This is a genomic window from Holophaga foetida DSM 6591 (assembly GCF_000242615.2).
GTDB classification, from domain to species: domain Bacteria; phylum Acidobacteriota; class Holophagae; order Holophagales; family Holophagaceae; genus Holophaga; species Holophaga foetida.
This window is the reverse complement of the sequence record NZ_KI912268.1, coordinates 519,802-541,215: the sequence shown is the minus strand read 5'-3', so window position 1 is coordinate 541,215 and position 21,414 is coordinate 519,802. Positions and strand designations below refer to the sequence as shown.

16 protein-coding genes and 1 tRNA gene are annotated in these 21,414 nt (G+C 62.2%); 4 read left to right on the top strand and 13 right to left on the bottom strand.

Annotation, left to right across the window (positions count from 1 at the left end):
- Positions 1-38 precede the first annotated feature (38 nt).
- From HOLFODRAFT_RS0202375 to HOLFODRAFT_RS0202355, 4 genes are all read right to left on the bottom strand, one after another.
- A complete protein-coding gene (locus HOLFODRAFT_RS0202375) occupies positions 39-827 on the bottom strand; it encodes a succinate dehydrogenase/fumarate reductase iron-sulfur subunit (RefSeq protein ID WP_005032018.1) in 789 nt (262 codons plus the stop codon).
- Between the two features lie 15 nt (positions 828-842).
- On the bottom strand, positions 843-2,759 hold the full coding sequence (locus tag HOLFODRAFT_RS0202370; protein ID WP_005032020.1) for a fumarate reductase/succinate dehydrogenase flavoprotein subunit: 1,917 nt from the start codon (positions 2,757-2,759) through the stop codon (positions 843-845).
- Positions 2,760-2,768: 9 nt separating this feature from the next.
- Positions 2,769-3,458, bottom strand: coding sequence for a succinate dehydrogenase cytochrome b subunit (locus HOLFODRAFT_RS0202365; protein WP_005032022.1), 690 nt, complete (start codon positions 3,456-3,458; stop codon positions 2,769-2,771).
- Positions 3,459-3,981: 523 nt separating this feature from the next.
- A complete protein-coding gene (locus HOLFODRAFT_RS0202355; protein WP_005032026.1) occupies positions 3,982-6,546 on the bottom strand; it encodes a sodium-translocating pyrophosphatase in 2,565 nt (854 codons plus the stop codon).
- Between the two features lie 235 nt (positions 6,547-6,781).
- Between HOLFODRAFT_RS0202355 and HOLFODRAFT_RS0202350 the strand changes: the two genes are divergently transcribed.
- Positions 6,782-7,177: a YchJ family protein gene (locus tag HOLFODRAFT_RS0202350; RefSeq protein ID WP_005032028.1), complete on the top strand. Its 396-nt coding sequence runs from the start codon at positions 6,782-6,784 to the stop codon at positions 7,175-7,177.
- A 66-nt stretch (positions 7,178-7,243) separates the two neighbouring features.
- Here HOLFODRAFT_RS0202350 and HOLFODRAFT_RS0202345 read toward each other — a convergent pair whose 3' ends face one another.
- Positions 7,244-8,281, bottom strand: coding sequence for a quinone-dependent dihydroorotate dehydrogenase (locus tag HOLFODRAFT_RS0202345; protein WP_005032030.1), 1,038 nt, complete (start codon positions 8,279-8,281; stop codon positions 7,244-7,246).
- Between the two features lie 88 nt (positions 8,282-8,369).
- Between HOLFODRAFT_RS0202345 and HOLFODRAFT_RS18900 the strand changes: the two genes are divergently transcribed.
- Entirely contained in the window at positions 8,370-9,983 is a 1,614-nt protein-coding gene (locus tag HOLFODRAFT_RS18900) for an NAD(P)/FAD-dependent oxidoreductase (RefSeq protein WP_148300323.1), read from the top strand.
- A gap of 235 nt (positions 9,984-10,218) precedes the next feature.
- Here the strand turns inward: HOLFODRAFT_RS18900 and HOLFODRAFT_RS0202330 are convergent, their stop codons facing one another.
- Together HOLFODRAFT_RS0202330 and HOLFODRAFT_RS18895 are read right to left on the bottom strand one after the other, a co-directional pair.
- Entirely contained in the window at positions 10,219-12,405 is a 2,187-nt protein-coding gene (locus tag HOLFODRAFT_RS0202330; protein WP_005032036.1) for an LptF/LptG family permease, read from the bottom strand.
- Between the two features lie 83 nt (positions 12,406-12,488).
- The gene (locus HOLFODRAFT_RS18895) at positions 12,489-13,502 is read right to left on the bottom strand and encodes a KpsF/GutQ family sugar-phosphate isomerase (protein WP_005032037.1); all 1,014 of its coding nucleotides are present in this window, start codon (positions 13,500-13,502) and stop codon (positions 12,489-12,491) included.
- 50 nt (positions 13,503-13,552) lie between these two features.
- Here HOLFODRAFT_RS18895 and spoVG point away from each other — a divergent pair, with 50 nt between their 5' ends.
- Both spoVG and HOLFODRAFT_RS0202315 read left to right on the top strand, forming a co-directional pair.
- On the top strand, positions 13,553-13,912 hold the full coding sequence (spoVG, locus tag HOLFODRAFT_RS18890; RefSeq protein ID WP_005032039.1) for a septation regulator SpoVG: 360 nt from the start codon (positions 13,553-13,555) through the stop codon (positions 13,910-13,912).
- Positions 13,913-13,966: 54 nt separating this feature from the next.
- Positions 13,967-14,041, top strand: a tRNA-Gln gene (locus HOLFODRAFT_RS0202315).
- Between the two features lie 54 nt (positions 14,042-14,095).
- Here the strand turns inward: HOLFODRAFT_RS0202315 and HOLFODRAFT_RS0202310 are convergent.
- From HOLFODRAFT_RS0202310 to HOLFODRAFT_RS18880, 6 genes are all read right to left on the bottom strand, one after another.
- Complete coding sequence (locus HOLFODRAFT_RS0202310; RefSeq protein WP_005032042.1) at positions 14,096-15,184, bottom strand: CofH family radical SAM protein; 1,089 nt, start codon at positions 15,182-15,184, stop codon at positions 14,096-14,098.
- Between the two features lie 77 nt (positions 15,185-15,261).
- Positions 15,262-15,597, bottom strand: coding sequence for a ribosome hibernation-promoting factor, HPF/YfiA family (hpf, locus tag HOLFODRAFT_RS18885; RefSeq protein WP_005032044.1), 336 nt, complete (start codon positions 15,595-15,597; stop codon positions 15,262-15,264).
- Positions 15,598-15,685: 88 nt separating this feature from the next.
- On the bottom strand, positions 15,686-17,233 hold the full coding sequence (gene rpoN, locus HOLFODRAFT_RS0202300; RefSeq protein WP_005032046.1) for an RNA polymerase factor sigma-54: 1,548 nt from the start codon (positions 17,231-17,233) through the stop codon (positions 15,686-15,688).
- Positions 17,233-17,973 (bottom strand): LPS export ABC transporter ATP-binding protein, encoded by a 741-nt coding sequence (gene lptB, locus HOLFODRAFT_RS0202295; RefSeq protein WP_005032048.1) that lies wholly within the window; start codon positions 17,971-17,973, stop codon positions 17,233-17,235. The genes rpoN and lptB overlap by 1 nt, the downstream gene beginning before the upstream one ends.
- Positions 17,970-19,694, bottom strand: coding sequence for a hypothetical protein (locus tag HOLFODRAFT_RS0202290; protein ID WP_005032049.1), 1,725 nt, complete (start codon positions 19,692-19,694; stop codon positions 17,970-17,972). The genes lptB and HOLFODRAFT_RS0202290 overlap by 4 nt, the downstream gene beginning before the upstream one ends.
- Positions 19,691-21,358, bottom strand: a complete 1,668-nt coding sequence (locus HOLFODRAFT_RS18880; protein ID WP_005032051.1) for a single-stranded-DNA-specific exonuclease RecJ — start codon at positions 21,356-21,358, stop codon at positions 19,691-19,693. The genes HOLFODRAFT_RS0202290 and HOLFODRAFT_RS18880 overlap by 4 nt, the downstream gene beginning before the upstream one ends.
- Between the last annotated feature and the right edge of the window lie 56 nt (positions 21,359-21,414).

Below are 21,414 nucleotides of genomic sequence, written 5' to 3'. Positions count from 1 at the left end.
GATCCTCAGTGCCCTCTCTTTGCCCAATGGGAGGGCTCTCAGCCTGCTCCACCCGCAGCCACTTCCGACCGGTAGGTCAGGCTGGCCTTGATGAAGTCGCGGTTCATCCGGGCGATGTTCTCCAGGCTCACGCCCTTGGGACAGGCTGCTTCACATTCGCCGTAGTTGGTGCAGGTGCCGAACTCTTCGGCGTCCATCTGGGCGATCATGTCCCGGACCCGGGTGTAGCGTTCGGGCTGGCCCTGGGGCAGGAGGGCGAGCTGGCTGATCTTGGCCGAGACGAAGAGCATGGCGGAGGCATTGGGGCAGGCGGCCACACAGGCGCCGCAGCCGATGCAGGCGGCGGCATCGAAGGCCAGATCCGAGCACTTCTTGGGTACAGGGGTGCTATTGGCATCCGGAGCCGAGCCCGTGGGGGCGGTGATGAAGCCACCGGCGGCGATGATGCGGTCGAAGGCCGAACGGTCCACCATCAGATCCTTCAGGATGGGGAAGGCCTTGGCCCGAAAGGGCTCGATGGTGATGACATCGCCTGTTTTGAAGCTCCGCATGTGGAGCTGGCAGGTGGTAGTCCTCTCCCGGGGGCCGTGGGGGCGTCCGTTGATGACCAGGCCGCACTGTCCGCAGATGCCCTCGCGACAGTCGTTATCCGTGGTGATGGGCTCTTCGCCCTTGAGGATCAGATCCTCGTTCACCACATCCAGCATCTCCAGAAAGGACATGTCGATGCTGACGTCTTTGGCTTCATAGGTGACAAAACAGCCGACGTCCTTGGTGTTCTTCTGGCGCCAGACCTTGAGCGTAATGTTGATGAGCTTTTCGGACATGCTTCCGCTCCTTGACTACTTGTAGCTGCGGGTGGCGAGGTGGACGTTCTCGAAGGCCAGTTCCTCGACGTGGCGCTTCGGCGCCTGGCCTTCCCCGGTGTATTCCCAGGCAGCGACATGGCAGAAGTGCTCGTCATCCCGCTGGGCCTCGCCTTCCTCGGTCTGCCACTCCTCGCGGAAGTGGCCGCCACAGCTCTCCTTGCGCTCCAGGGCGTCCCGGCACATGAGCTCGCCCAGTTCCAGGAAGTCGGCCACCCGGCCCGCCAGCTCAAGGCTCTGGTTCACATCGGCGCCGTTGCCCGGCACCTTCACGTTCTCCCAGAAGCGCTGACGCAGCTCCGGCAGGACGACCAAGGCCTTGCGCAGGCCCTGGTCGTTGCGGGCCATGCCGCAGTGCTCCCAGAGGATGTGGCCCAGTTCCCGGTGGAAGTGGGTGGGGGTCTCTTTGCCATCGATGCCCAGGAGACGCTGGGTCCGCCCCTGCACTTCGGCCTCGGCGGCCTTGGCCTCGGGATGGTCCTCGCTGGGACGGGTCCCGGGTTTGATGCCCGCCAGGTAGTTGCCGATGGTGTAGGGGGCCACGAAGTAGCCGTCCGAGAGGCCCTGCATGAGGGCGGAAGCCCCCAGGCGGTTGGCGCCGTGGTCGCTGAAGTTGGCCTCGCCCAGGACGAAGAGCCCAGGGATGGTGCTCATGAGGTTGTAGTCCACCCAGAGGCCGCCCATGGTGTAGTGGGTGGCGGGGTAGATGCGCATGGGCACCTTGTAGGGGTCTTCGCCGGTGATGCGCTCATACATCTCGAAGAGGTTGCCGTATTTCTCCTCGATCTTGTGGGCACCCAACCGCTGGGTGGCCTCGCTGAAGTCCAGGTAGACGCCCCGGCCGGTGTCGCCCACGCCGAGCCCCGCATCGCAGACCTGCTTGGCGGCCCGGCTGGAGATGTCCCGGGGGGCCAGGTTGCCGTAGGAGGGATATTTCCGCTCCAGATAGTAGTCCCGCTCATTTTCGGGAATCTGGTCCACGGGGCGCTTGTCCCCCGCCTTGGCAGGCACCCAGATGCGGCCGTCGTTCCGGAGGGACTCCGACATCAGGGTCAGCTTGGACTGGTGATCGCCGGTGACGGGGATGCAGGTGGGGTGGATCTGGGTGTAGCAGGGGTTGGCGAAGGCTGCGCCCTTCTTGTAGGCCCGCCAGATGGCCGTGGCATTGCACCCCTTGGCGTAGGTGGCTAGGTGCATTACGTTGCCATAGCCGCCGGTGGCCAGGACCACCGCATCGCCCATATGGCTGCGGACCTCGCCGGTCACCATGTTCCGGGTCACGATGCCCTTGGCCACACCGTCGATGATGATGAGTTCCTGCATCTCATGGCGGGTGTGCATCTTGATGGTGCCGAGACCGATCTGGCGCTGCAGGGCCTGGTAGGCGCCCAGCAGGAGCTGCTGTCCCGTCTGCCCACGGGCGTAGAAGGTGCGGCTGACCTGGGCGCCGCCGAAGGAGCGGTTGTCCAGCAGACCGCCGTATTCCCGGGCGAAGGGCACACCCTGGGCCACGCACTGGTCGATGATGTTGTTGCTGACCTCGGCCAGGCGGTAGACATTGGCCTCCCGGGCCCGGAAGTCGCCGCCCTTGATGGTGTCGTAGAAGAGCCGAAGGATGCTGTCGCCATCGTTGTGGTAGTTCTTGGCGGCGTTGATGCCACCCTGGGCTGCGATGGAGTGGGCCCGGCGGGGGCTGTCCTGGTAGCAGAAACACTCCACCTGGTAGCCCAGTTCCGCCATGGAGGCGGCGGCAGCGCCGCCCGCCAGACCGGTGCCCACCACCAGCACCTTGTATTTCCGCTTGTTGGCCGGATTCACCAGCTTCATGTTGAACTTGTGGCGTTCCCACTTGCTTTCAAGGGGGCCGTCAGGGACGTTGGACTTCAATTCCATGGTCAAACCTCAGCGGATGACGCCCAGCAGGACGGAGATGGGGAAGGATAGGTTGACCGCGGCCACGAGCACCGCCAGCACCGTGGCGATGGCCCGGCGGGCGATGTTGTAGCGGGGGTGCGACCACCCGAAGGTCTGGGTGAAGCTCCAGACCCCGTGCCAGAGATGCAGTCCCAGGCAGAGCTGGGCCACGATGTAGACAGCGCTGGCCAGGGGCTGCTGGAAGCCCCGGACGAAGTTTCCGTAGGCGTCGCCATGCACGAAGGCGGGGTGAGCCTGTCCAGTGGTCAGGTGGAGCAGGTGATAGATGATGAAACCGGCTAGGAACACACCGGTATAGCGCATGGTTCGGCTGGACAGGGTGGCAGCCTGGAGCTGCTGAGCCCGGTAGCCCTGGGGGCGGGCGGACCAGTTGCTGAGGGTCAGGCTGAGGGCAGCCCAGGCGTGGAGCAGCACCACCACCAGGAGCACGATCCGGGAGATCCAGATGCCGCCGCCGTGCAGGGATTCCTGCAGGAACTTGGCATAGGCGTTCATGGTCGTGGCCCCCATGTAGGCCTGAAGGTTGCCCAGCATGTGCACGGTCACGAAAACGGAGAGAACAACCCCGGTCACGGCCATCACGATTTTCCGGCCCACTGAGGAGGCCAGGAAACTGGCCTTGACTGGGCTGCCCCAGGTTTGTTCGGCGACTGGCATCAATCCTCCCTTTAACGAACTCGCAGGGTTCTGCGCATGGGTCATTTTGTGGGATCGTTCGTTGCTATATCAAGCAAAGAATATACTTATTTATATATCGATAGATTTATCACATAGTCTGATATGACCGTTGCGTGTCCAGCATGCCACTGGGGGCGGAGGGTTCAATAAAAAACCGCCGCGCAGGGCGGCGGCTCGAAGGGGTCTCGCAAGGCTGATTTCTGGACAGCGGCTTAGCTTTCCAATGCCGTGGGCGTCTTCTTGGTGGCATAGACTGCCCAGACGATGGCAAGGGCGCAAACGATCACTGGCATAAATCCTCCTATAACGAATTCGCAGGGCTCTGCGCAAGGCTCATTCTGTAGGAGTGTGTATGGATATATCAAGCAAATAATATACTTATTTATATATCGATAGATTTATCACGTAGTCTGATATGACCGTTGCGATCTCCGTATGTCATCGGGCGCGGGAGGCAAAAAAACCGCAGCACTGGGCGGCGGTTCAAGGGTGTCTCGCAACTCTAGCTTTCCACCTCAGCAGTCTCCTTCTTGGCGTCATCGTCCACCAGTCCTGGGGTCTCCTTCTTGCTGGTGTATACCGCCCAGGCGATGGCCATGGCGCAGATGATCGCCACGATGATACCTACGATCCTGTTGGAGGTATGGCCTTCGGCGGGGAAGAGGGTGAACTTCATGATGATGCCCAGGGCCAGCAGGCTCACCATGTTCATGACCTTGATGAGCGGGTTGATGGCCGGACCAGCCGTGTCCTTGAGAGGATCGCCCACGGTGTCGCCGGTGACCGCAGCCTTGTGGGCCTCGGAGCCCTTGCCTCCGTAGATGCCGTCTTCGATCATTTTTTTTGCATTATCCCACGCGCCTCCAGCATTTGCCATGAACACTGCAAGTAGTTGCCCCACGAGGATCATACCTGCCAGGAATCCACCCAGGGCGTAGGGGCCCAGGAGAAAGCCCACGATCAGGGGGCAGGCGATGGCCAGGATGCCGGGGCCCACCAGCTCGTGCTGGGCCGTCTTGGTGCAGATATCCACCACGCGACCGTAGTCCGGCTTCTTGGTGCCGGCCCAGATCTCCTTGTCCCGGAACTGCACGCGGCATTCCTGGACGATGAAGTAGGCGGCCCGGCCCACGGCGCGGATCAGCATGCCGCTGAAGAGGAAGGGCACGGCCCCGCCCAGGAGGAAGCCGATGAAGACCTTGGGATCAGCCACCGTCATCTTCCCGGCTTCGGTCAGATACTGGCTGACCTTCATCATGTTGATCTTGTCCTCGCTGCCCACCGCGATGACCGCGATGAAGCTGGAGAAAAGGCTGACGGCGGCGATGACTGCGCTGCCGATGGCGATACCCTTGGTCTCGGCCTTGGTGGTGTTGCCCACGGCGTCGAGGTCCGCGAGGATCTGGCGGGCCCGCTTGTAGGAACCGGGTTCGGCCTTTTCCATCTCCTCCTTGTCGTAGCCCATCTCACCGATGCCATTGGCGTTGTCGGCGACTGGCCCGAAGACGTCCATGGAAATCGTGTTGCCCGTCAGGGTCAGCATGCCGATGCCTGCCATGGCCACGCCGTAGGCGATGAACATGGGGGGCGTCCCGGCGTAGGTCAGCACCGAAAGGAAGACCGCGATGGCGATGACCACGACATTGGCCACGGTGCTCTCGTAGCCCACGGCAAAGCCCTGGATGATGTTGGTGGCGTGGCCCGTGGTGCAGGCCTTGGCCAGGCTCTTCACCGGGGCATGGCTCGTGTGGGTGTAGTAGCTGGTGACCTTGTTGAGAACGATGGCCAGGATCACGCCGATGAAGCAGGTGATGGCCGGACGCATGTCCAGTCCCGCCACACCGAAGTTGGCCCAGGCGGGCAGGGCGGTGGGGTCGCCACCGGGGAAGCCCGCAGCTGCCACGGCGTTCTGCGCCATGTAGGTCGCGTCGAAGCGCAGGTAGTAGGCCCCCAGGATGAAGAAGCCCAGGATGCTGATGGCAGAGCCGATCCAGAAGCCCCGGTGGACGCTGTGGAGGGCTGTGTCGGAGGTATCGTTGGGTCCGGCCTTCACGGTGTAGGTGGAGATGATCGAACCCAGGACGCCGATGCCGCGCACCAGCAAGGGGAAGATCACCCCCTTGTGCCCGAAGGTGGCCATGCCCAGGATCATGGCGGCCACGATGGTCACCTCGTAGCTCTCAAAGATGTCGGCAGCCATGCCGGCGCAATCGCCGACGTTGTCGCCCACATTGTCGGCGATGGTGGCGGCGTTGCGGGGATCATCCTCGGGGATGTCCTTCTCGATCTTGCCCACCAGATCCGCACCCACATCGGCGGCCTTGGTGTAGATTCCACCACCCACTCGCATGAAGAGGGCCAGCAGGGTGCCGCCGAAGCCGAAGCCCAGCAGGGCCTCGTAGGCGTTGACTCCGTACATGAGAAAAATCATGGTGCCGCCCAGAAGGCCCAGGCCATCGGTGAGCATGCCGGTGATGGTGCCCGTGCGGTAGCCGAGCTGCATGGCCTCGCCATAGGAGTGCTTGGCGGCGGCGGCCACCCTCAGGTTGCCGGAGGTGGCCAGGCGCATGCCCACGAAACCCACGCACCAGCTGAAGAGGGAGCCCACCAGGAAGGCACCGGCACGGCCATAGCGGAAGGCCTCGTGGGTTCCGGTATAAGTCACGGCCAGCAGGATGGTGATGAGGATGATCAAGGGGCCGATCTTGGTGAACTGGGCGCCCAGGTAGGCGTTGGCTCCCTCCCGGACGGCGTCCGCGATGTCCTGCATCTTCTTGGTGCCCTGGTCCGCCTTCTTGACCTGTTTGACCAGCATCAAGGCGTAAAGCAGACCGGCCACGGCGATGAGCAGCACGATGATGAGGGCCACCCGTTCCACCGTGTTGAATCCATAGCCATCAAGGAAGGGTGAGAAGAATCGGAACGCACCCTCTCCGTGGCCCTCCGGGGAGGGGGGTGCTCCGGGCTGCCAGGCGTAGGCCACGGCAAAGAAGAGCATCATGAAAAAGAGATAGAACCTCCGTTTCATGGGAGCGTTTTTTAGTCGATCCAACCACTTGGTCACCATGACACCCTCACAAAGAAAGTGATGAAGAGACCGCCCCCGCTGATCGAGCACGGCATGGAAAAAGCCTTGTGGGAAAAGCTAAAAATCGATTTTCTGGTTGAATGCGCCCCAAGGGTAGCAGGAAGACTCAGAGTTGCAATGCTTCTATCGAACCGTTGATTTGATTCCATGATTTCGCCGCTAGACTGGTTCACTGACCGCCGACCAGTAGCGGCAATACCACTTCAGGAGTTCCATGTCCCGCCTATGCCTTTGCACCTCCAAACGCCCCTTCGACAAGTGCTGTGAACCCTACCTCACGGGCAAGAAGCTGCCCGAGACGGCGGAAAAGCTCATGAGGAGCCGTTTTTCGGCCTACGCCCTCTGCAAGGCCGACTACTTGATCGCCACGACTGCGGAAAAGGAGCGGGCCGAACTGGAGCGCGAGGAGCTGACTGCCTACTGCCGGACGGTGAAGTGCATCAGCCTCAAGATCATCTCCACCGAGGCCGGTGGACCCGAAGATTCCGAGGGCATCGTCCTGTTCCACGCCAGCCTCCAGGTGGACGGCAAGCGGATGCTACACCGGGAGAAGAGCCGTTTCGTCCGTGAAGAGGGGCGCTGGGTCTATGTGGACGGCGAGACGAATTAGGCGAGCCGATACATAGGAAACGCCCCTGAATCAGGGGCGTTTCCATTTTCCTCGTTGTCTGGCAGTTCACATCCCCTTGAGCATCCGACGCACCAGGAAGGGACCTTCAAAGATGAGAGCGGAGTAGACCTGGACCCAGGCCGCGCCGTCCTGCATGGCGGCCTTGGCGTCCTCGGCGGAACCGATGCCCCCGCAGGCCACGAGCTTGAGGTGAGGGGGGATGCGCTGAAGGATGCGGCGCTGGACCTCGCGGGCCTTCAGCTTGAGTCCCTTGCCGGAGAGCCCGCCGTCCCCCCAGGAGAGCACCTTGTCCCGGTTGATGTCCGAGACGATTCCGCGGTCCAGGGTTGTATTGGTGGCGATGATGCCGGATAAGCCGGAGGCGGCGATGACGTCCACGATGGCATCCAGCTCCTCGCCGTCCAGATCCGGGGCCAGCTTGACCAGGATGGGCTGGGACTCGAGGCCCATCTCCTTGCGGATCTGCATCATCCCCCCCAGAAGGGGGGCCAGGGCCTCGGGGGCCTGGAGTCGACGCAGTCCTGGGGTATTGGGTGAACTGATGTTGAGGGCGATGTAGTCCACTTCCGGGGCGATGAGCCGATAGGCCTCGCGGTAGTCATCGAGGGCCTTCTCCTCGGGGGTGACCTTGTTCTTGCCGATATTGCCGCCCACGATCAGGCCTTTGGGGCGCCGCTTGAGGCGCTGGGCGACCACTTCGGCACCCTCGGAATTGAATCCCATGCGGTTGAGGATCAGCGATTCCTCGGGGAGCCTGAATAGCCGGGGCAGGGGGTTGCCGGGCTGGGGCTTGGGGGTCACGGTTCCGATCTCTACGGATCCGAAGCCCAGAGCCTTCCATAGGGGCAGAACCTCTGCACCCTTGTCCAGGCCTGCCCCGAGGCCGATGGGAGAGGGGAAGTGCAAGCCGCATGCGTCCATGGCCCGGGAGGAAATGCCCGCTTGGCAGAGTCCTTCGAGGAGCGCCATCGCCCCGGGGATCCCCTTGGCGATACGGCCTCCCTTGAAGGTCAGATTGTGGGCTGTCTCCGGGGAAAGGCGAAAAATCAGGGGACGTAGCAGACGATAGGCATCAAGGGACATGGATCACCGGGAAAGAAAAAGAGCCTGCGGGCTCCTCTTCCAGCATACATGACCCGGAGCGGCCCCTGGCCGCGGCTATCCTGGAGGGATGCGAGGATGCCGATACCACCTGATGGATCTACCCATGGCCTTGGGGCAGGAACAAGGCGATCTCCTGGCCTGTCTGGTCAAGGTGCTGGGAGGAAGCCGGGAGGATTTCGCTGAGGTCGGCCTCGAGCGATTGAGTCTGGACGCACGCCACAAGGGGCGCATCCGCTACCTGGCCACGCTGCGCTTCGAATCGCACCGCGCCTTCCAGGAATGCTCCCTTCCCCCTGGGTGCCGTCTGGTGCGGGCCCCGGAAGCTCCTGACTTCACTGTGCCGCGCGTGACCCACGCGCCACGGGTTGTGGTGGTGGGTACAGGACCGGCAGGGCTCTTCTGCACCCTTCGCCTCCTGGCCCATGGCATCCAGCCCATCGTCCTGGAGCGAGGGCCCCGGATGGACCAGCGCATCCAGAAGGTGGAACGCCTCTGGAACGAGGGCATCCTCGACCCCGAGGCCAATGCCCAGTTCGGAGAGGGCGGGGCCGGGACCTTCAGTGACGGCAAGCTCACCACCCGCACGGGCCACATGTTCACAAAGCATGTTCTCGAACTATTTGTTCAGTTTGGGGCCAAACCTGAAATCCTCTACCAGGCCAAGCCCCACATTGGCACCGAACTCATCCAGGACTGCGTGGTGCGGATGCGCCAGTGGGCCGAGGGGCAGGGCGCTATCTTCCGCTTCGATACGGCCCTCCAGGATCTGCGCTGGTCCAGGGGGCGGATCTCCGCGGCCGTGACGCGCTCCGGGGAGGAGATTCCCTGCGATCACCTGGTACTGGCCCCCGGTCATAGCGCCCGGGATACCCTTGAGATGCTCCACCGCCATGCGATGGGCATGGAGCGCAAGCCCTTCGCCATGGGGCTCCGCATTGAGCACCCCCAGGAACTCATCGACCGTGCCCAGTATGGGGTTTCTGCTGGGCACCCCAGTCTGGGCGCAGCGGACTACAAGCTGGTCTGCAATCTAGGCCCTGATCGGGCGGCCTACAGCTTCTGCATGTGCCCCGGAGGCGAAGTCATCCAGTGTGCCAGTGAGCCCGGGGGTGTGGTGGTCAATGGGATGAGTCGGTCCAGGCGGGATTCCGGTTTCGCCAATTCCGGCCTCGTGGCCAAGGTCAATGTGCAGGATTTCCCCTCGGACCATACCCTCAGCGGAATGCACCTCCAGCGCACATGGGAGGAGGCGGCCTTCAGGGCTGCAGGAGAAAGCTATGGCGCTCCTGCCATGTCCGTCGAAGACTTTCTCAGGGCTCGTGCGACGGGAAAAATCACCCGGCATCGCTTCCGCCCCAAGGCCGTTCCTGCTGATCTGCGCCAATGCCTGCCGGACTTCGTCGTTGACCAGCTGGCTGAGGCTTTGCCTGTCTTCGACCGGAAGATCCGGGGTTTCACCAGCCGCGAAGCCCTTCTGCTCGGGATTGAAAGCCGCACCAGCAGCCCGGTGCGGATTGTCCGGGGGGATAACGGCCAGAGCATCACCCACCCGGGGGTCTACCCCTGCGGCGAGGGTGCCGGCTACGCCGGAGGCATCACCTCGGCCGCTGTGGACGGGATCCGCATCGCGGACTTGGTGGCCGATTCAGCTCCCGTGGTGGATGTGTCCGCGATCCAATAGCTTACTTGCTAATCTTTCAGCTACGTCAATGGCATAGTCGATATCAGCGTCCGTGAGGGCCCCGCTACCGGCAGCAGCCATTCCATTGATGATGTAGAGAGCATAGTGCTCGATACGGTGGAGTTCTCCGTGACGAGCACCCTTGTCGGATGGGGCTTCGTGGGACATGAGCGCCTCCTCTCATCCGAAGCATAGGGCGGATTCGAATCTGCGCCAAAAAGAGCCGATAGGCCCTCTATGTCCTCACGCGCCTCAACCGGAGGAAACCGATGCCCAGGGCCAGGAGCATCGGGGCCGCGGCACCCCACAATGGCGGGATGTCCCCCGCCTGCGCCACCATGGAAAAGAGCGTCTGAACAGCGAAGAAGAGAAGACCTGCGACCAGACCGATGCCCAGGGCCTGACCACGTCCCTTGCGGGGGGCGGGGAAGGAGAGGGAGAGGATTGCAAAGACCAGGCATGGGCCAGCCAACCACTGGAGGAATCGGCCCCAGAGGAGCGTCGCCCGGTCAGGGGAGGGTGCCCAGCGTTGCCACTGGAAGAGGGCCAATGTTGAGGCTTCCTCAGCCTTGGCGTACTGGCGAAGCGCCTGACTCGGAAAGAGGTCGACAGCCTCTGGGCCTGGTTCCATCTTCAGCCCTTCGGCATCGACCTGTTCTGATTGCTGGGTCTTCAACCTCCATCTAAGCAGAAGGCTCCCACCGGGTTCCCTCTCCAGGGGAAAACCCCAGCGGACTTGTCCGTCCATGTACCAGTGGATGCCGGTTCCCCCTAGGTAGAGCCATGAAGTGGCAGCACCTCTCTTTTTGACCTTCTTGGTGATCTGTTGGAGGAGCGCCGTTGCTTTCTGGTTGGCAATCGGGGCCACCACGACCTGGAGGATGAGGGTGCCAGCCAGCACTAGGCCCCATGCTTTCCAGGCGGATAAGAACCACTGCACAAAGCTGACGCCACCGGATTTCAACGCATTCCACTCCCGGGAGGCACACGCTTCCGAAATGGCGAGCACGCTCCCCAAGAGGAAGGCGATGGGCAGCACAAGCACCAGGAAGGGGGAGAGATTCCAAAGCCAGTAGTGCAGGAACACCAGGATGGATACATGATTCTTCGAAAGATCCCCGGCGAGGGATGCGAAGTCGATGAGAAGTCCAAGTCCCAGAAAGGTGAGAAGCGTCCCAGCCCAGTTCTTCAGCCAGACTGATCGGCTCCACTTGTGAAGAATCCCGCTGGAGTTCTGCGCGGCATGATGGGCCATCAGGTGTGGCAGATGAGGAGCCCAGCGGCTGGCTCGCTGCATCAGTGATGCAAACAGAGTCGAAATACGGTATTTCAGGCGTTCCCAGGGACCGTTGCTGTGATGTGGGGTCATTCGCTGCCGGAGCAGGTAGAAACCAGCCCCCAGAAAGAGCAGAGGGACCAGGAAGAGCAGCGCCGGAGCCCGGATGGATCGGTTGACGAAGAGATCTTCCGTCGTTCGCATGATGAAGTAGTAGGCCAGGATCACACCCAGGCTCTTTGGAATGGAACCGCTCCCTGGAAACCGAGGATGGGCGATGCCCAAGGCAATACCCAACAGCAATAGGGCGGCCACCGCAATGGGAAGCGTGATGCGCCGGCTCAGCTCAATCCAGCCCTCCGGCGTGAGGTGAGCAAGAAGAACCCCCGTACCCTCGTAGCGGAGAGGTGTGGGCGGAAGAGGCCGAAAATTCTTGGGAGAAGAGATGATGAGGTTTTGCGTCTTCTGATTGATATGGATAATGTTGTGATCTTTTCTTGAGTAGACCACGCCGTTCACCTCCTCGAGACGCAGGCCCATATCGGAGAGTTCTGACTGGACGGGTGTGTCTAATCGGGTGACATGGTTGGCCACCAGATGCTGCACGGAGTCAGGAGAGACTTCCATGAGGTGGACTTGGCCCGTCGGTGACATCCAGATGGAGGATTGGGGTGCACCGGGTGGATTCCATGGGGCGCTCCCTGGGGCCAGCCAGCGGGTTCTTGCCTCCTCCTGAATGGAGGACTTGAGTGCTGCCTGCCATTTAGAGACCTTGGGGACCAATAGATTGGAGTTCACCAGGGAGAGGACGACGACACCGATGGAAATGAAGGCCCATGGCTTGATGAGGTGACGCATCCCGATCCCGAGTCCATTGGACGCCACCAGTTCAGAACCTTCGGCCATGTGCTGGGTGCCTAGCAGGCCTCCCAGGACGGCCGCCATGGGCAGAACCATGCTCAGATCCTCGGGAATGGAAAGCGCGACCATGGGAAAGACCCATCGGAAGGGGGCCCCCATGTGGAAGAGTTGCCGGGAAATGAACATCAGTTCGTAGGCCAGCATGAGTCCCAGGTAGAACACCAGGGCCCCGGCGAAGGGGGTCAGCCAGCGGCGAAGGAAGTATCGGGGAAGGATCGGGAGCACGGGTGATTTAACTTTCGATAATGTATATTATGTAACCTTGGGCCCATACCGGAAGCCGCTTAACCTTGGTTCAAGCCAAGCAATTAGATGACTTTGGCACCGAGGAGATCGTGGACATGCAGAACGCCACAGAGCTTTCCCGAGGCGTCCTGCACGATCAGGAAGGTGATCTTACGGGTCTCGAAGATTCGGGAGGCTTCAATGGCCATCATGGTGGGCGGCACTGAGATCGGCGACGGGGTCATCAGGTCTTCCGCCCGGAGCTTCAGCGGGTTGATGCCGGACTTCTCGGCTCGTTCGAGGGCGCGTCGGATATCTCCGTCACTCACAACGCCCATCAACTGACCGTCCCGCAGCACGGTAGTCATCCCCAACTTGCCTGAAGTCATGGCGGCAAGTGATTGAGTCAAGGTGGCTTCAGGCACAATGGCGGGAGCATCTGTGTGCATGAGGTCCGAGCACTTCAAGAGCTTGGCCCCCAGGGCCCCCCCGGGATGGAAGGTGGCGAAGCGCTCCCGGGTGAATCCGCTGGAAACCATGCGATGGGCTGCCAGGATATCTCCCCAGATCAACTGGAGCGTGGTGGAGGCCATGGGGGCGAAGTCCAGCGGGCACCCTTCCCCTTCGGGGAGCTGGTAAGGAAAACACCACTTGGCGGCCTGCCCAAGGCGGCTGGAGGCCTTGGAGGTGATGGCTCCGATCTCCACCCCCAGGCGGATAAGGCTGGGAAGAAGGCGCAGGACCTCCTCCGTCTCCCCACTGTTCGAGAGCAGGAGGACCGTATCGTCCGGGGTGACCATGCCCAGGTCCCCATGCAGGGCGTCTCCCGGGTGGATGAAAAGGCTGGGGCATCCCGTGGAGGCCAAGGTGGCCGAGATCTTCCGGGCGATGAGGCCGGACTTCCCCACGCCCGAAAGGACCACCCGGCCCTTGGAGCGGAGTAGATGTCCGGTCCACGATTCCAGGGTCTGGGTATCCAGGGATTCCTGAAGGAGGGCCACAGCGCTGGACGCAGCCTTCAGGACTTGCAGCGCAGCATCCCGGCGCTGCTCGGGTGTGGAGTCGTCAAGGGTCTGGTCAGTCGTGGGCATGGTCATGGGGTCTAGGTTACCATCCAAGCTGAGGGTTGCGCCCTGGAGGCAAGTTCATGATCAATGTGACGGATATCCGCATCAACAAGGTGGAGGGCGACGAGAAGCTCCGGGCCTTCATTTCCATTGTGATCGATGACTGTTTCCTGGTAGGGGACATGCGGGTGGTTGAGGGCGAAGACGGCTACTTCGTAGCCATGCCCAGCAAGCGCAAGCGTGATGGCTCGTACAAGGACATCGCCTACCCCCTCAGCCAGGAGGTCCGGGAGAGCCTGGAACAACAGATTCTGACCGCTTATGAAGCAGCCACGGGTCATCGGGCCATCTCCCTGATCGACAAGGGCGAGGCCAGTACGGTCCGCCCTGACCTTCTGAGTGTCGAGGAGTTCGGATTCACGCCCAAGGGCACTGTCTAGACTCGCTTCCCGCCTGGACAGCCTCACAAACACTAGGTAAACTGACCGCTGCGATGGGGAGTCGCCAAGTGGTAAGGCAGCAGGTTTTGATCCTGCCTATCGAGGGTTCGAATCCTTCCTCCCCAACCACACAGAAGCCCGACCGATGGTCGGGCTTCTGTGTGGTTGGGCTCATCTCTGAAATCAGCTCAAGAGGCTGTAGACATTGTCTCTCTGGCGGGGGCGGAAGCCCGCTTGGCGGATCAGGGTATCCATCTCCCCGATATTGAACTCAAAATGTGTTCCCGCAGCATTTACGACATTTTCTTCCAGCATGAGGCTACCCATGTCATCGCAACCGTAGTGCAAGGCTAGCTGGCCGGTGCGTCCGCCCATGGTGACCCAGGAACTTTGCATGTGCTTGAAGTTATCGAGGTAAATTCTTGCAATAGCAATTGTTCTCAGATAGTCGGCATGGGTGGCGGTGTGCACCCTTCCCTTCCACACCGTATTGCCTGGCTGGAAGGGCCAAGCTGCGAAGGCGGTGTACCCCCCTCCATTGCCCCGGGTCTGGGCTCGGTCCTGTTGTTCCCGTAGAACCTGGAGGTGCTGAATCCTGTCTTCCAGGCTCTCGTTAATGCCAAACATCATGGTTCCAGTGGTTTTCATCCCAATCTTGTGAGCCTCTTCCATGACCTCTAGCCATGCCTTGGTGTCCCCTTTGAGCGGAGCAATGGTCCTGCGAATGCCATCCACCAGGATCTCGGCTCCGCCCCCCGGGAGGCTTCCGAGCCCTGCTTCCCGCAAGGCCTCCAGGGTTCCCTGAAGGCCTAGACCATTCAGGCGGGCCATGGCCCGGATTTCCACAGGGCTGAATCCGTGGACCCAGAGCCCCTGTTCGTGGCGGATCAAGGACACGATCTCCAGGTAATAGGTCCAGGGAAGCTCAGGATTGACACCCCCCTGAAGGAGGATGCCGGTCCCGCCCAGTCGCTTGGCTTCCTCGCACTTCCGGCGGAGCTCGTCCATGGACAGCACAAAGCCAGAGGCATCCCCCGGTGATCGATGGAAGGCGCAGAAGGTGCAGTGGATGTTGCATATATCTGTAAAATTAACATTCCTATCAATTACAAACGTAACCTCATCACCCTTATTGTGACGTTGACGACTGGCCGTGGCCAGGATGGCTAAGTCAGGAAGCTCGGCCTTCTGGCACAGGAATAGTGCTTCCTGATCGCTCAGGCGGTGTCCCTGCTCAAGGGCGGTTTTGAGTTCAGCGATGCGTGGTTCCAAGGAAGACTCCTGGACTTCAGTCTAGCCAATAAAAAGGGCCCGGTGTCCGGGCCCTTGGCGTGCTCAAGTGGCGGCTTCTATTCTTCTTCCTCAACGGCAACCAGAGCTTCCTTGGAGACGAGTTTGACACTGGCCTGGCGCTTGCCCGTGTGCTTGTGGGCTTGGGTTTCCAGCTTCTCCAAGGCCTGAGCCAAGCTGGCATACATGTCGTCCGTTTCCGCACTGGCAAGGAAGTCGCTGGTCCGTGTCTTGAGGGATACCTCCGCGAGGTGACGGTGCTTCTCAACGCTGACGGTGACGTGCACATCGATGATGTCATCGAGGTACGTGGCCATCTTCTCCAGGCGCTCTTGGGAGAAGGACCGAAGAGCGTCCGTAACTTCGACATGGCGGCCGGTGAAGTTTACCTTCATCGCGGACTCCTTAGAAATGGGGCCTGGGAGGCCCGGGGATGAACGGAAGTGAAGTGGTGAAGCTGTTTTGCCCGCTGCATCAGTACCTCTATCGGCGGCGACGGCGGGAAGCTGGAGGAATTTTCAATTCTTCCCTGTATTTGTTAACCGTCCTTCTTGCAACTTTTATTCCGTCACGTTCCAGGAGGCCCGCGATCGCTTCGTCCGAGAGGGGTTTTGCTGGATTTTCGGCCTGCACAAGGCTCTTGATCTTGTGCTTCACCACCGTCGCTGAGACGTCGTCGCCGGATGAGGAACCGAGGCTGGCGCTGAAGAAGTAGTTCAGGTCGAAGAGTCCCTGGGGGGTGTGGATCGTCTTGGCCTTGACCACCCGGGAGATGGTGGACTCGTGGAAGCCCGTCGCCTCGGCCACGTCCCGAAGGACCATGGGCCTCAGGCGCTCTACCCCGTGCTCCATGAACTCCATCTGGAGCTCGACAATACAGGATGCCACCCGGAGCACCGTCCTGTTCCGATCCTCAACCCCCCGGATGAAGTCCCGGGCGGAACGGTATTTGTCGCGGATGAAGTCCTTGTCCCCCTTGCCCTCGGACTTGGAGAGGAAGGTGCGGTACTCTGGGCTGACCTTGAGCCTGGGTACGCCGTCATCATTGAGATAGACCTTCCAGATACCGTCCTCACCCTTGATCACAACCACGTCGGGCTTGACGACCCTATCCCCAGCGGGGTCGAAGGCCCGGCCTGGGGCCGGGTGGAGATGCCGCAGCACCGCCAAGGCGTCCCCCAACTCCTCACTGGTGCAATCCAGCGCTTTCCGGAGGCGTCCATTGTCCCGGAGGGACAGAAGATCGCAGTGCTCCCGGATGATCCGCACCGCCAAGTCATCGGGCTCAGCCCCCGCGTGACAGAGTTGGAGTAGAAGGCTTTCCTGCACGGAGAAGCAGGCGATCCCGCTGGGCGAGAACTCCTGGAGGATATCCAGAAGTTCCCGGAGTTGGGCCCCATCCAATCCCAGTTCTTCGGCCAGAGCTTGAAGATGGGTCTCCTCGGAGCTATCCGGGTCCAACCTCATGAAGCCCTTGGGGTCGATGTGATCAATGATCCGCTCCAACAGGGGAGCCCTGGGGTCATCCGCCTCCATGATCTCGTAGAGTTGGCTCAGGAGATGTTCGTGCAGCGTTTCGGAGTTGGCCAGGCGATCTTCCCAACTGGTCCGCTCATCCTCCGGGAGGTTGCTGGTGCGGGGAAGGTCGGCGTCCCAGGAGTTCTCAGCCCCCAGATCTGTTTCCTGTACCTGCGAGACGCCTTCTTCCGTAAAGCCCTCAAGATCGCTGCCGGGGTTCATCTCCTGGTTTGCATCGGGTTCAATGGCTTCGAAAGCCTCTTCGGACTCGGTGGGGACGGCATCCAGAACCTGGGAATCGTGACCCTCTTCGATGGCTTCGAGGGTGGGGATCTCCTCCCCAGCTTCCACCATCTCCAATAGGGGGTTCTCTTCCAGTTCATGCTCGATGGTATTGCTCAGCTCCAGGAGATTCATCTGCCAGAGCTTGAGTTTCAACTGCATAGCGGGCGTCAGAGCCAATGTCTGGCTCTGGGCGAGTCGCTGGGAAAGACCGTGACCTAAATTAGCCATTAATCGAGCCTGAACCGGTCGCCCAAGTACACCCTGCGGATATCAGGGTCCTCTGCGATCTCATTGGGAAGTCCGTGTTTCATGATCATGCCATCCGCCAAGATATAGGCACGGTCTGCAATCTGCAAGGTCTCCCGGACGTTGTGGTCGGTGATGAGAACCCCGATGCCGCGGGCCTTGAGATCCGCGATGAGATTCTGGATCTCCATCACGGACTTGGGGTCCACCCCGGCGAAGGGTTCGTCGAGAAGCATGATCTTGGGATTGGTGACCAGGGCCCGGGCCATCTCGCAACGGCGGCGCTCGCCACCAGAGAGGCTCATGCCCTCCGTATTGCGAACCTTCTGGAGATGGAATTCTTCCAGAAGAGTCTCGCAGCGCTCTTTCTGCTGGGCCTTGGGCATGGGCAGGAACTCGCCGAGGGCCATCAGGTTCTCCCAGACCGTCAGGGAGCGGAAGACACTGGATTCCTGGGGCAGATAGCCGATCCCCTTCCTGGCCCGGCGGTGCATGGGCATGGTGGTGATGTCGTGGTCACACCAGTGGATGCAGCCCTGGTCCGGTGCCTCCACTCCGACCACCATGTAGAAGGTTGTGGTCTTGCCTGCGCCGTTGGGGCCCAAGAGGCCGACCACCTCACCGGGCATGACCTCCAGGGACACCCCTCGGACCACGGAGCGGTCTCCATAGCGCTTGTGGAGGTTCTCGGCCCTCAGGCTCACCTGGGACGGATTCGTCATTGTTGCACCTCTGCAAGTCCCCTCACCCGCCCCTGCCATTTGGCAGTCCGGGTGGCGACGTCGATCTCGATGGCCTCACCCCAGCCTTCCCCCAGGGAACCCCGGAGGGTGACCGCGCCCGACGCCGTGATCCGTTTGACCGTATTGCCGGGCCCCAGGTGGAGCACGGCCCTCCCGCAGGAGAGCTTCCAGCCCTGTCCCCGGCAATCCACCCGGCCCGTAAGGGTCACGGCGGTGGGGGTCACCTCGCCCTTATCCGCCCGGAGCACATAATCACCCTCGGCACCGGAGAGAGTCCCGTTGAGGCCATCCGGGAAGGTGCTCACGTCGCCAAGGCGGACGAGGCGGGGACCGCTGATCCGCTGCTGGAAGCGCTGGAGGGTGGCTGGCCCCCCTTCCAGAGTCCACCGTGCCTGCTCCCAGAGTAGACGGTTGCCGCGCAGGGTGCCGCCGTCGCTAAGGTCACCCCGGATGGGTCCCGTGAACTCCCAGCGTTCCGGCGTTCCCCTGCCCTCCCCTGCCGTGAAGGTGCCGAATTCACTGCGGCCATGCACCGGCGCCACCATGTGCCAGTTCCGGTTTCCGTAGCGGACCTCGATCTTGGGGCTGCTCAGAGTGCGTCGGCCCCAGGAGAGCACCGCAGTCCCTTCGGCCCAGATGTCCCCCGGCGGGAGGGCGGCTGGCAGGTCCGTACCGCCGGCGACCTGCCGCATCAGCATTCGGGGGGCATCCAGGGAGATGGTGCCGATGTTCAGGGGCTGCTCCAGGCAAACACTCCCCTCCAGCCGGATTCCGTTCTGGGTCCAGCGGGCGCCATCGGAGCGAAGCCTCTCTTGGCCATTCGGCACATTGCGCCTGGCCTTGAAGTCCTTGAGCTCCACCTGGCTGAGAGCCTGTCCCTCCACAGGCCGCGGCGCCTGCCCCTGACTGGCCTCTCCGTTCCATCCGTCGTCGCGTTGGAAGTGGAGCGGCGCGACCCAGTGTATCCATGCGGGGTCGATCTCCGCCCTTTCCGCTTGCAGGCTCCCTCCTTCCAGGGTGGCCCTGACATGATCGAGCTTCCCAGAACTGAAACCATCGCTCAGGCGCAGGGCGTCGACCTCCATAGCTTTGAGGGTGCCAGGTTCCGTCGCCTTCCAGCGGACAGGCCCTTTCTCTACTGTCATTCCGCCATCCACATCCCGCTGCCAGCCGGGAGGAAGGGTCCAAATCCCTCGCCCCTTGCCCTCCAGATCCTGCCAATGCAGGGTACTCAGCCCCCGCCACACGCCGCTGTCCCAGCGCAGGGCGGGACCGGAATCGGGCATCTCGCCCTGACCCATGAGGCTCGAGGTGCTGGGACGGCGAGCTCCGATACGGACGGGGCCATTCATGGTCCAGATCTTGTCCTTGCGATCGGCTGTGGGTGCCAGGACCTTCCAGGTCTCCTGGGCCTGCTCCATGGTTCCATCCACTTTTTCCAGGTGGAGGGCGTTCTCATCCCCGGTCACCGTATCGTATTTGAGAATGAAACGGCCATTGTCGAGCTGCTCGGTGATGGTGCCAAGGCGGCCGATGCGCTGTCGACTCCCCTGGACCGATGCGATTTCGCTGTTCTTGCGGCCCTTGCCCCCACTGACGGCCGCCAGAAACCCCGTATACCCCACGACACCGATCACCAGGCCGTAACCCATGACCCGCCACAGGCGGAGCCGGACGCTCATCAGAACCTGAGGCCTCATGATTCCACCCCAGCCGCCACGGGGGTTTCCACCTTCCAGCTCCGCCCCCAGCGGGCCGAGTCCATGGGGGACACCGCCAAGCGTTGGAAGGAGCCCACCTCCAGGTCATGCTCGCAGGAGAACCAGGTGAGAGGTTCACCTGCGCCCCCAAGGCGCAGCTTGCAGTGCCGGTCCTTGAAGAAGTTCGGCGGAGCCTGCAACGCTCCCTCAACCACCACCAGAGGGGTGGGGAAGCCCTGGCCGAAGGGCTCCAGGCGCTCCAGTTCCTCCGCTCGGGGAACCAGGTCCAGACGACCGCCATCCGTATCCAGGGGAGGAACGCCGATGACGATCGATTGCTCAGCGGCTCCCCGCTCGAAAACCTTCCGGACGAAGGGAAGTTTGGCCGCCTCGAAGGTCATGCCCCCGGCCAGACGGTGTCCTCCACCAGAGATCAGGAAGGGACGGGCCTGATCCAGGATCTCGCTGAGGTTGTAGCCCTCGGGAGCCCGCAGGGAACAGTGGGCCACGCCATCCATAAGCGTGCAGACCGCCGAGGGACGGGCGAAGTTCCGCATCCGGTTCCCGGCCACCACCCCGATCACGCCCTTGTGGGCCTCCGGATCCAGGACAAAGTCGAAGGCTTCGGCCCCCGGTGAGGGCAGGCGCTGCATCAGTTCGTCCTGGATGGTGCGGCGCTCGGCATTCAGCTTCTCGACCTGTTCCGCCAGGGTGGCGGCCTCCTTGGCATCCCGGCAGAGGAGCAGGTGCACGGCATCCTCCGCTCCGCCCAGCCGCCCCACAGCATTGAGCCGTGGGGCCACGTTGAAGGCCAGATCCTGCCCCTTGACCCTGCCCTCGACCTTGGCAGTTCGCAGCAGGGCCGCCAGTCCAGGGGCATTGGCTCCGTTCAGGGCCGCGAGGCCCCGGCGCACCAGCAGGGCGTTCTCCCCCTGCAGGGGCACCATATCGGCCACCGTGCCCAGGGCCACCAGCTTGAGAAGTCCATCAAGAAAGGCCGCATCGCCCCCCCTCGGGAAGGGCACTGCGTCCATGAGTGCCTGGGCCAGCTTGAAAGCCACGCCCACCCCTGACAGATGGGTATTGGGGAAGTTCCCCCGCCCAGGATGAAGCACAGCCCGGGCAGCAGGCAGCTCCTCACCCATGGCGTGGTGGTCCGTGATGATCCAGTCGATGCCCCACTCCCGGCTGGCTGCGACCTCGGCACAGGAGTTGACCCCGCAGTCTACGGAAATGAAGAGCCCGCGTTTGCCTGCATCCGCCAACTGCCGGATGCAGTCCAGGTGGAGACCGTAGCCGTCACTGAACCGATTGGGAATGAAGAAGGAAACCGCGGCCCCCATCCGTTCCAGCACGCGCACCAGGAGGGCCGTGGCCGTGACGCCATCGGCATCGTAGTCGCCATAGACCAGGATGGGCTCCATAGCCGCCACGGCCTGCCGGACCCGGGCCACCGCTTCTCCCATCCCAGTCATCAGGAATGGGTCGTAGCTGCGCTCCCAGGCGGGATCCAGGCGCCAGGCCAAGTCCTCAGGATGATCCGCGCCCCGCAGCCAGGCCAGACGGGCCAGATCTTCCGGGAGGCTCCACTCCCGGGCCAGGCGCCCCCAGGCCACCGGGCCGGACGCCACGGCTCGGCGCAGACACCAGGGACGCAGCATCATGGGTGATCAACCCGCACAACAATGACCTGGCCCCTGGAACGTCCGCGCATGAATCC

Excerpts from the sequence above, each read along its gene's own strand:
- HOLFODRAFT_RS0202375 (WP_005032018.1), bottom strand. The coding sequence starts at position 827 with ATGTCCGAAAAGCTCATCAACATTACGCTCAAGGTCTGGCGCCAGAAG.
- HOLFODRAFT_RS0202370 (WP_005032020.1), bottom strand. The coding sequence starts at position 2,759 with ATGGAATTGAAGTCCAACGTCCCTGACGGCCCCCTTGAAAGCAAGTGG.
- HOLFODRAFT_RS0202365 (WP_005032022.1), bottom strand. The coding sequence starts at position 3,458 with ATGCCAGTCGCCGAACAAACCTGGGGCAGCCCAGTCAAGGCCAGTTTC.
- HOLFODRAFT_RS0202355 (WP_005032026.1), bottom strand. The coding sequence starts at position 6,546 with ATGGTGACCAAGTGGTTGGATCGACTAAAAAACGCTCCCATGAAACGG.
- HOLFODRAFT_RS0202350 (WP_005032028.1), top strand. The coding sequence starts at position 6,782 with ATGTCCCGCCTATGCCTTTGCACCTCCAAACGCCCCTTCGACAAGTGC.
- HOLFODRAFT_RS0202345 (WP_005032030.1), bottom strand. The coding sequence starts at position 8,281 with ATGTCCCTTGATGCCTATCGTCTGCTACGTCCCCTGATTTTTCGCCTT.
- HOLFODRAFT_RS18900 (WP_148300323.1), top strand. The coding sequence starts at position 8,370 with ATGCGAGGATGCCGATACCACCTGATGGATCTACCCATGGCCTTGGGG.
- HOLFODRAFT_RS18895 (WP_005032037.1), bottom strand. The coding sequence starts at position 13,502 with ATGACCATGCCCACGACTGACCAGACCCTTGACGACTCCACACCCGAG.
- spoVG (WP_005032039.1), top strand. The coding sequence starts at position 13,553 with ATGATCAATGTGACGGATATCCGCATCAACAAGGTGGAGGGCGACGAG.
- hpf (WP_005032044.1), bottom strand. The coding sequence starts at position 15,597 with ATGAAGGTAAACTTCACCGGCCGCCATGTCGAAGTTACGGACGCTCTT.
- rpoN (WP_005032046.1), bottom strand. The coding sequence starts at position 17,233 with ATGGCTAATTTAGGTCACGGTCTTTCCCAGCGACTCGCCCAGAGCCAG.
- lptB (WP_005032048.1), bottom strand. The coding sequence starts at position 17,973 with ATGACGAATCCGTCCCAGGTGAGCCTGAGGGCCGAGAACCTCCACAAG.
- HOLFODRAFT_RS0202290 (WP_005032049.1), bottom strand. The coding sequence starts at position 19,694 with ATGAGGCCTCAGGTTCTGATGAGCGTCCGGCTCCGCCTGTGGCGGGTC.
- HOLFODRAFT_RS18880 (WP_005032051.1), bottom strand. The coding sequence starts at position 21,358 with ATGATGCTGCGTCCCTGGTGTCTGCGCCGAGCCGTGGCGTCCGGCCCG.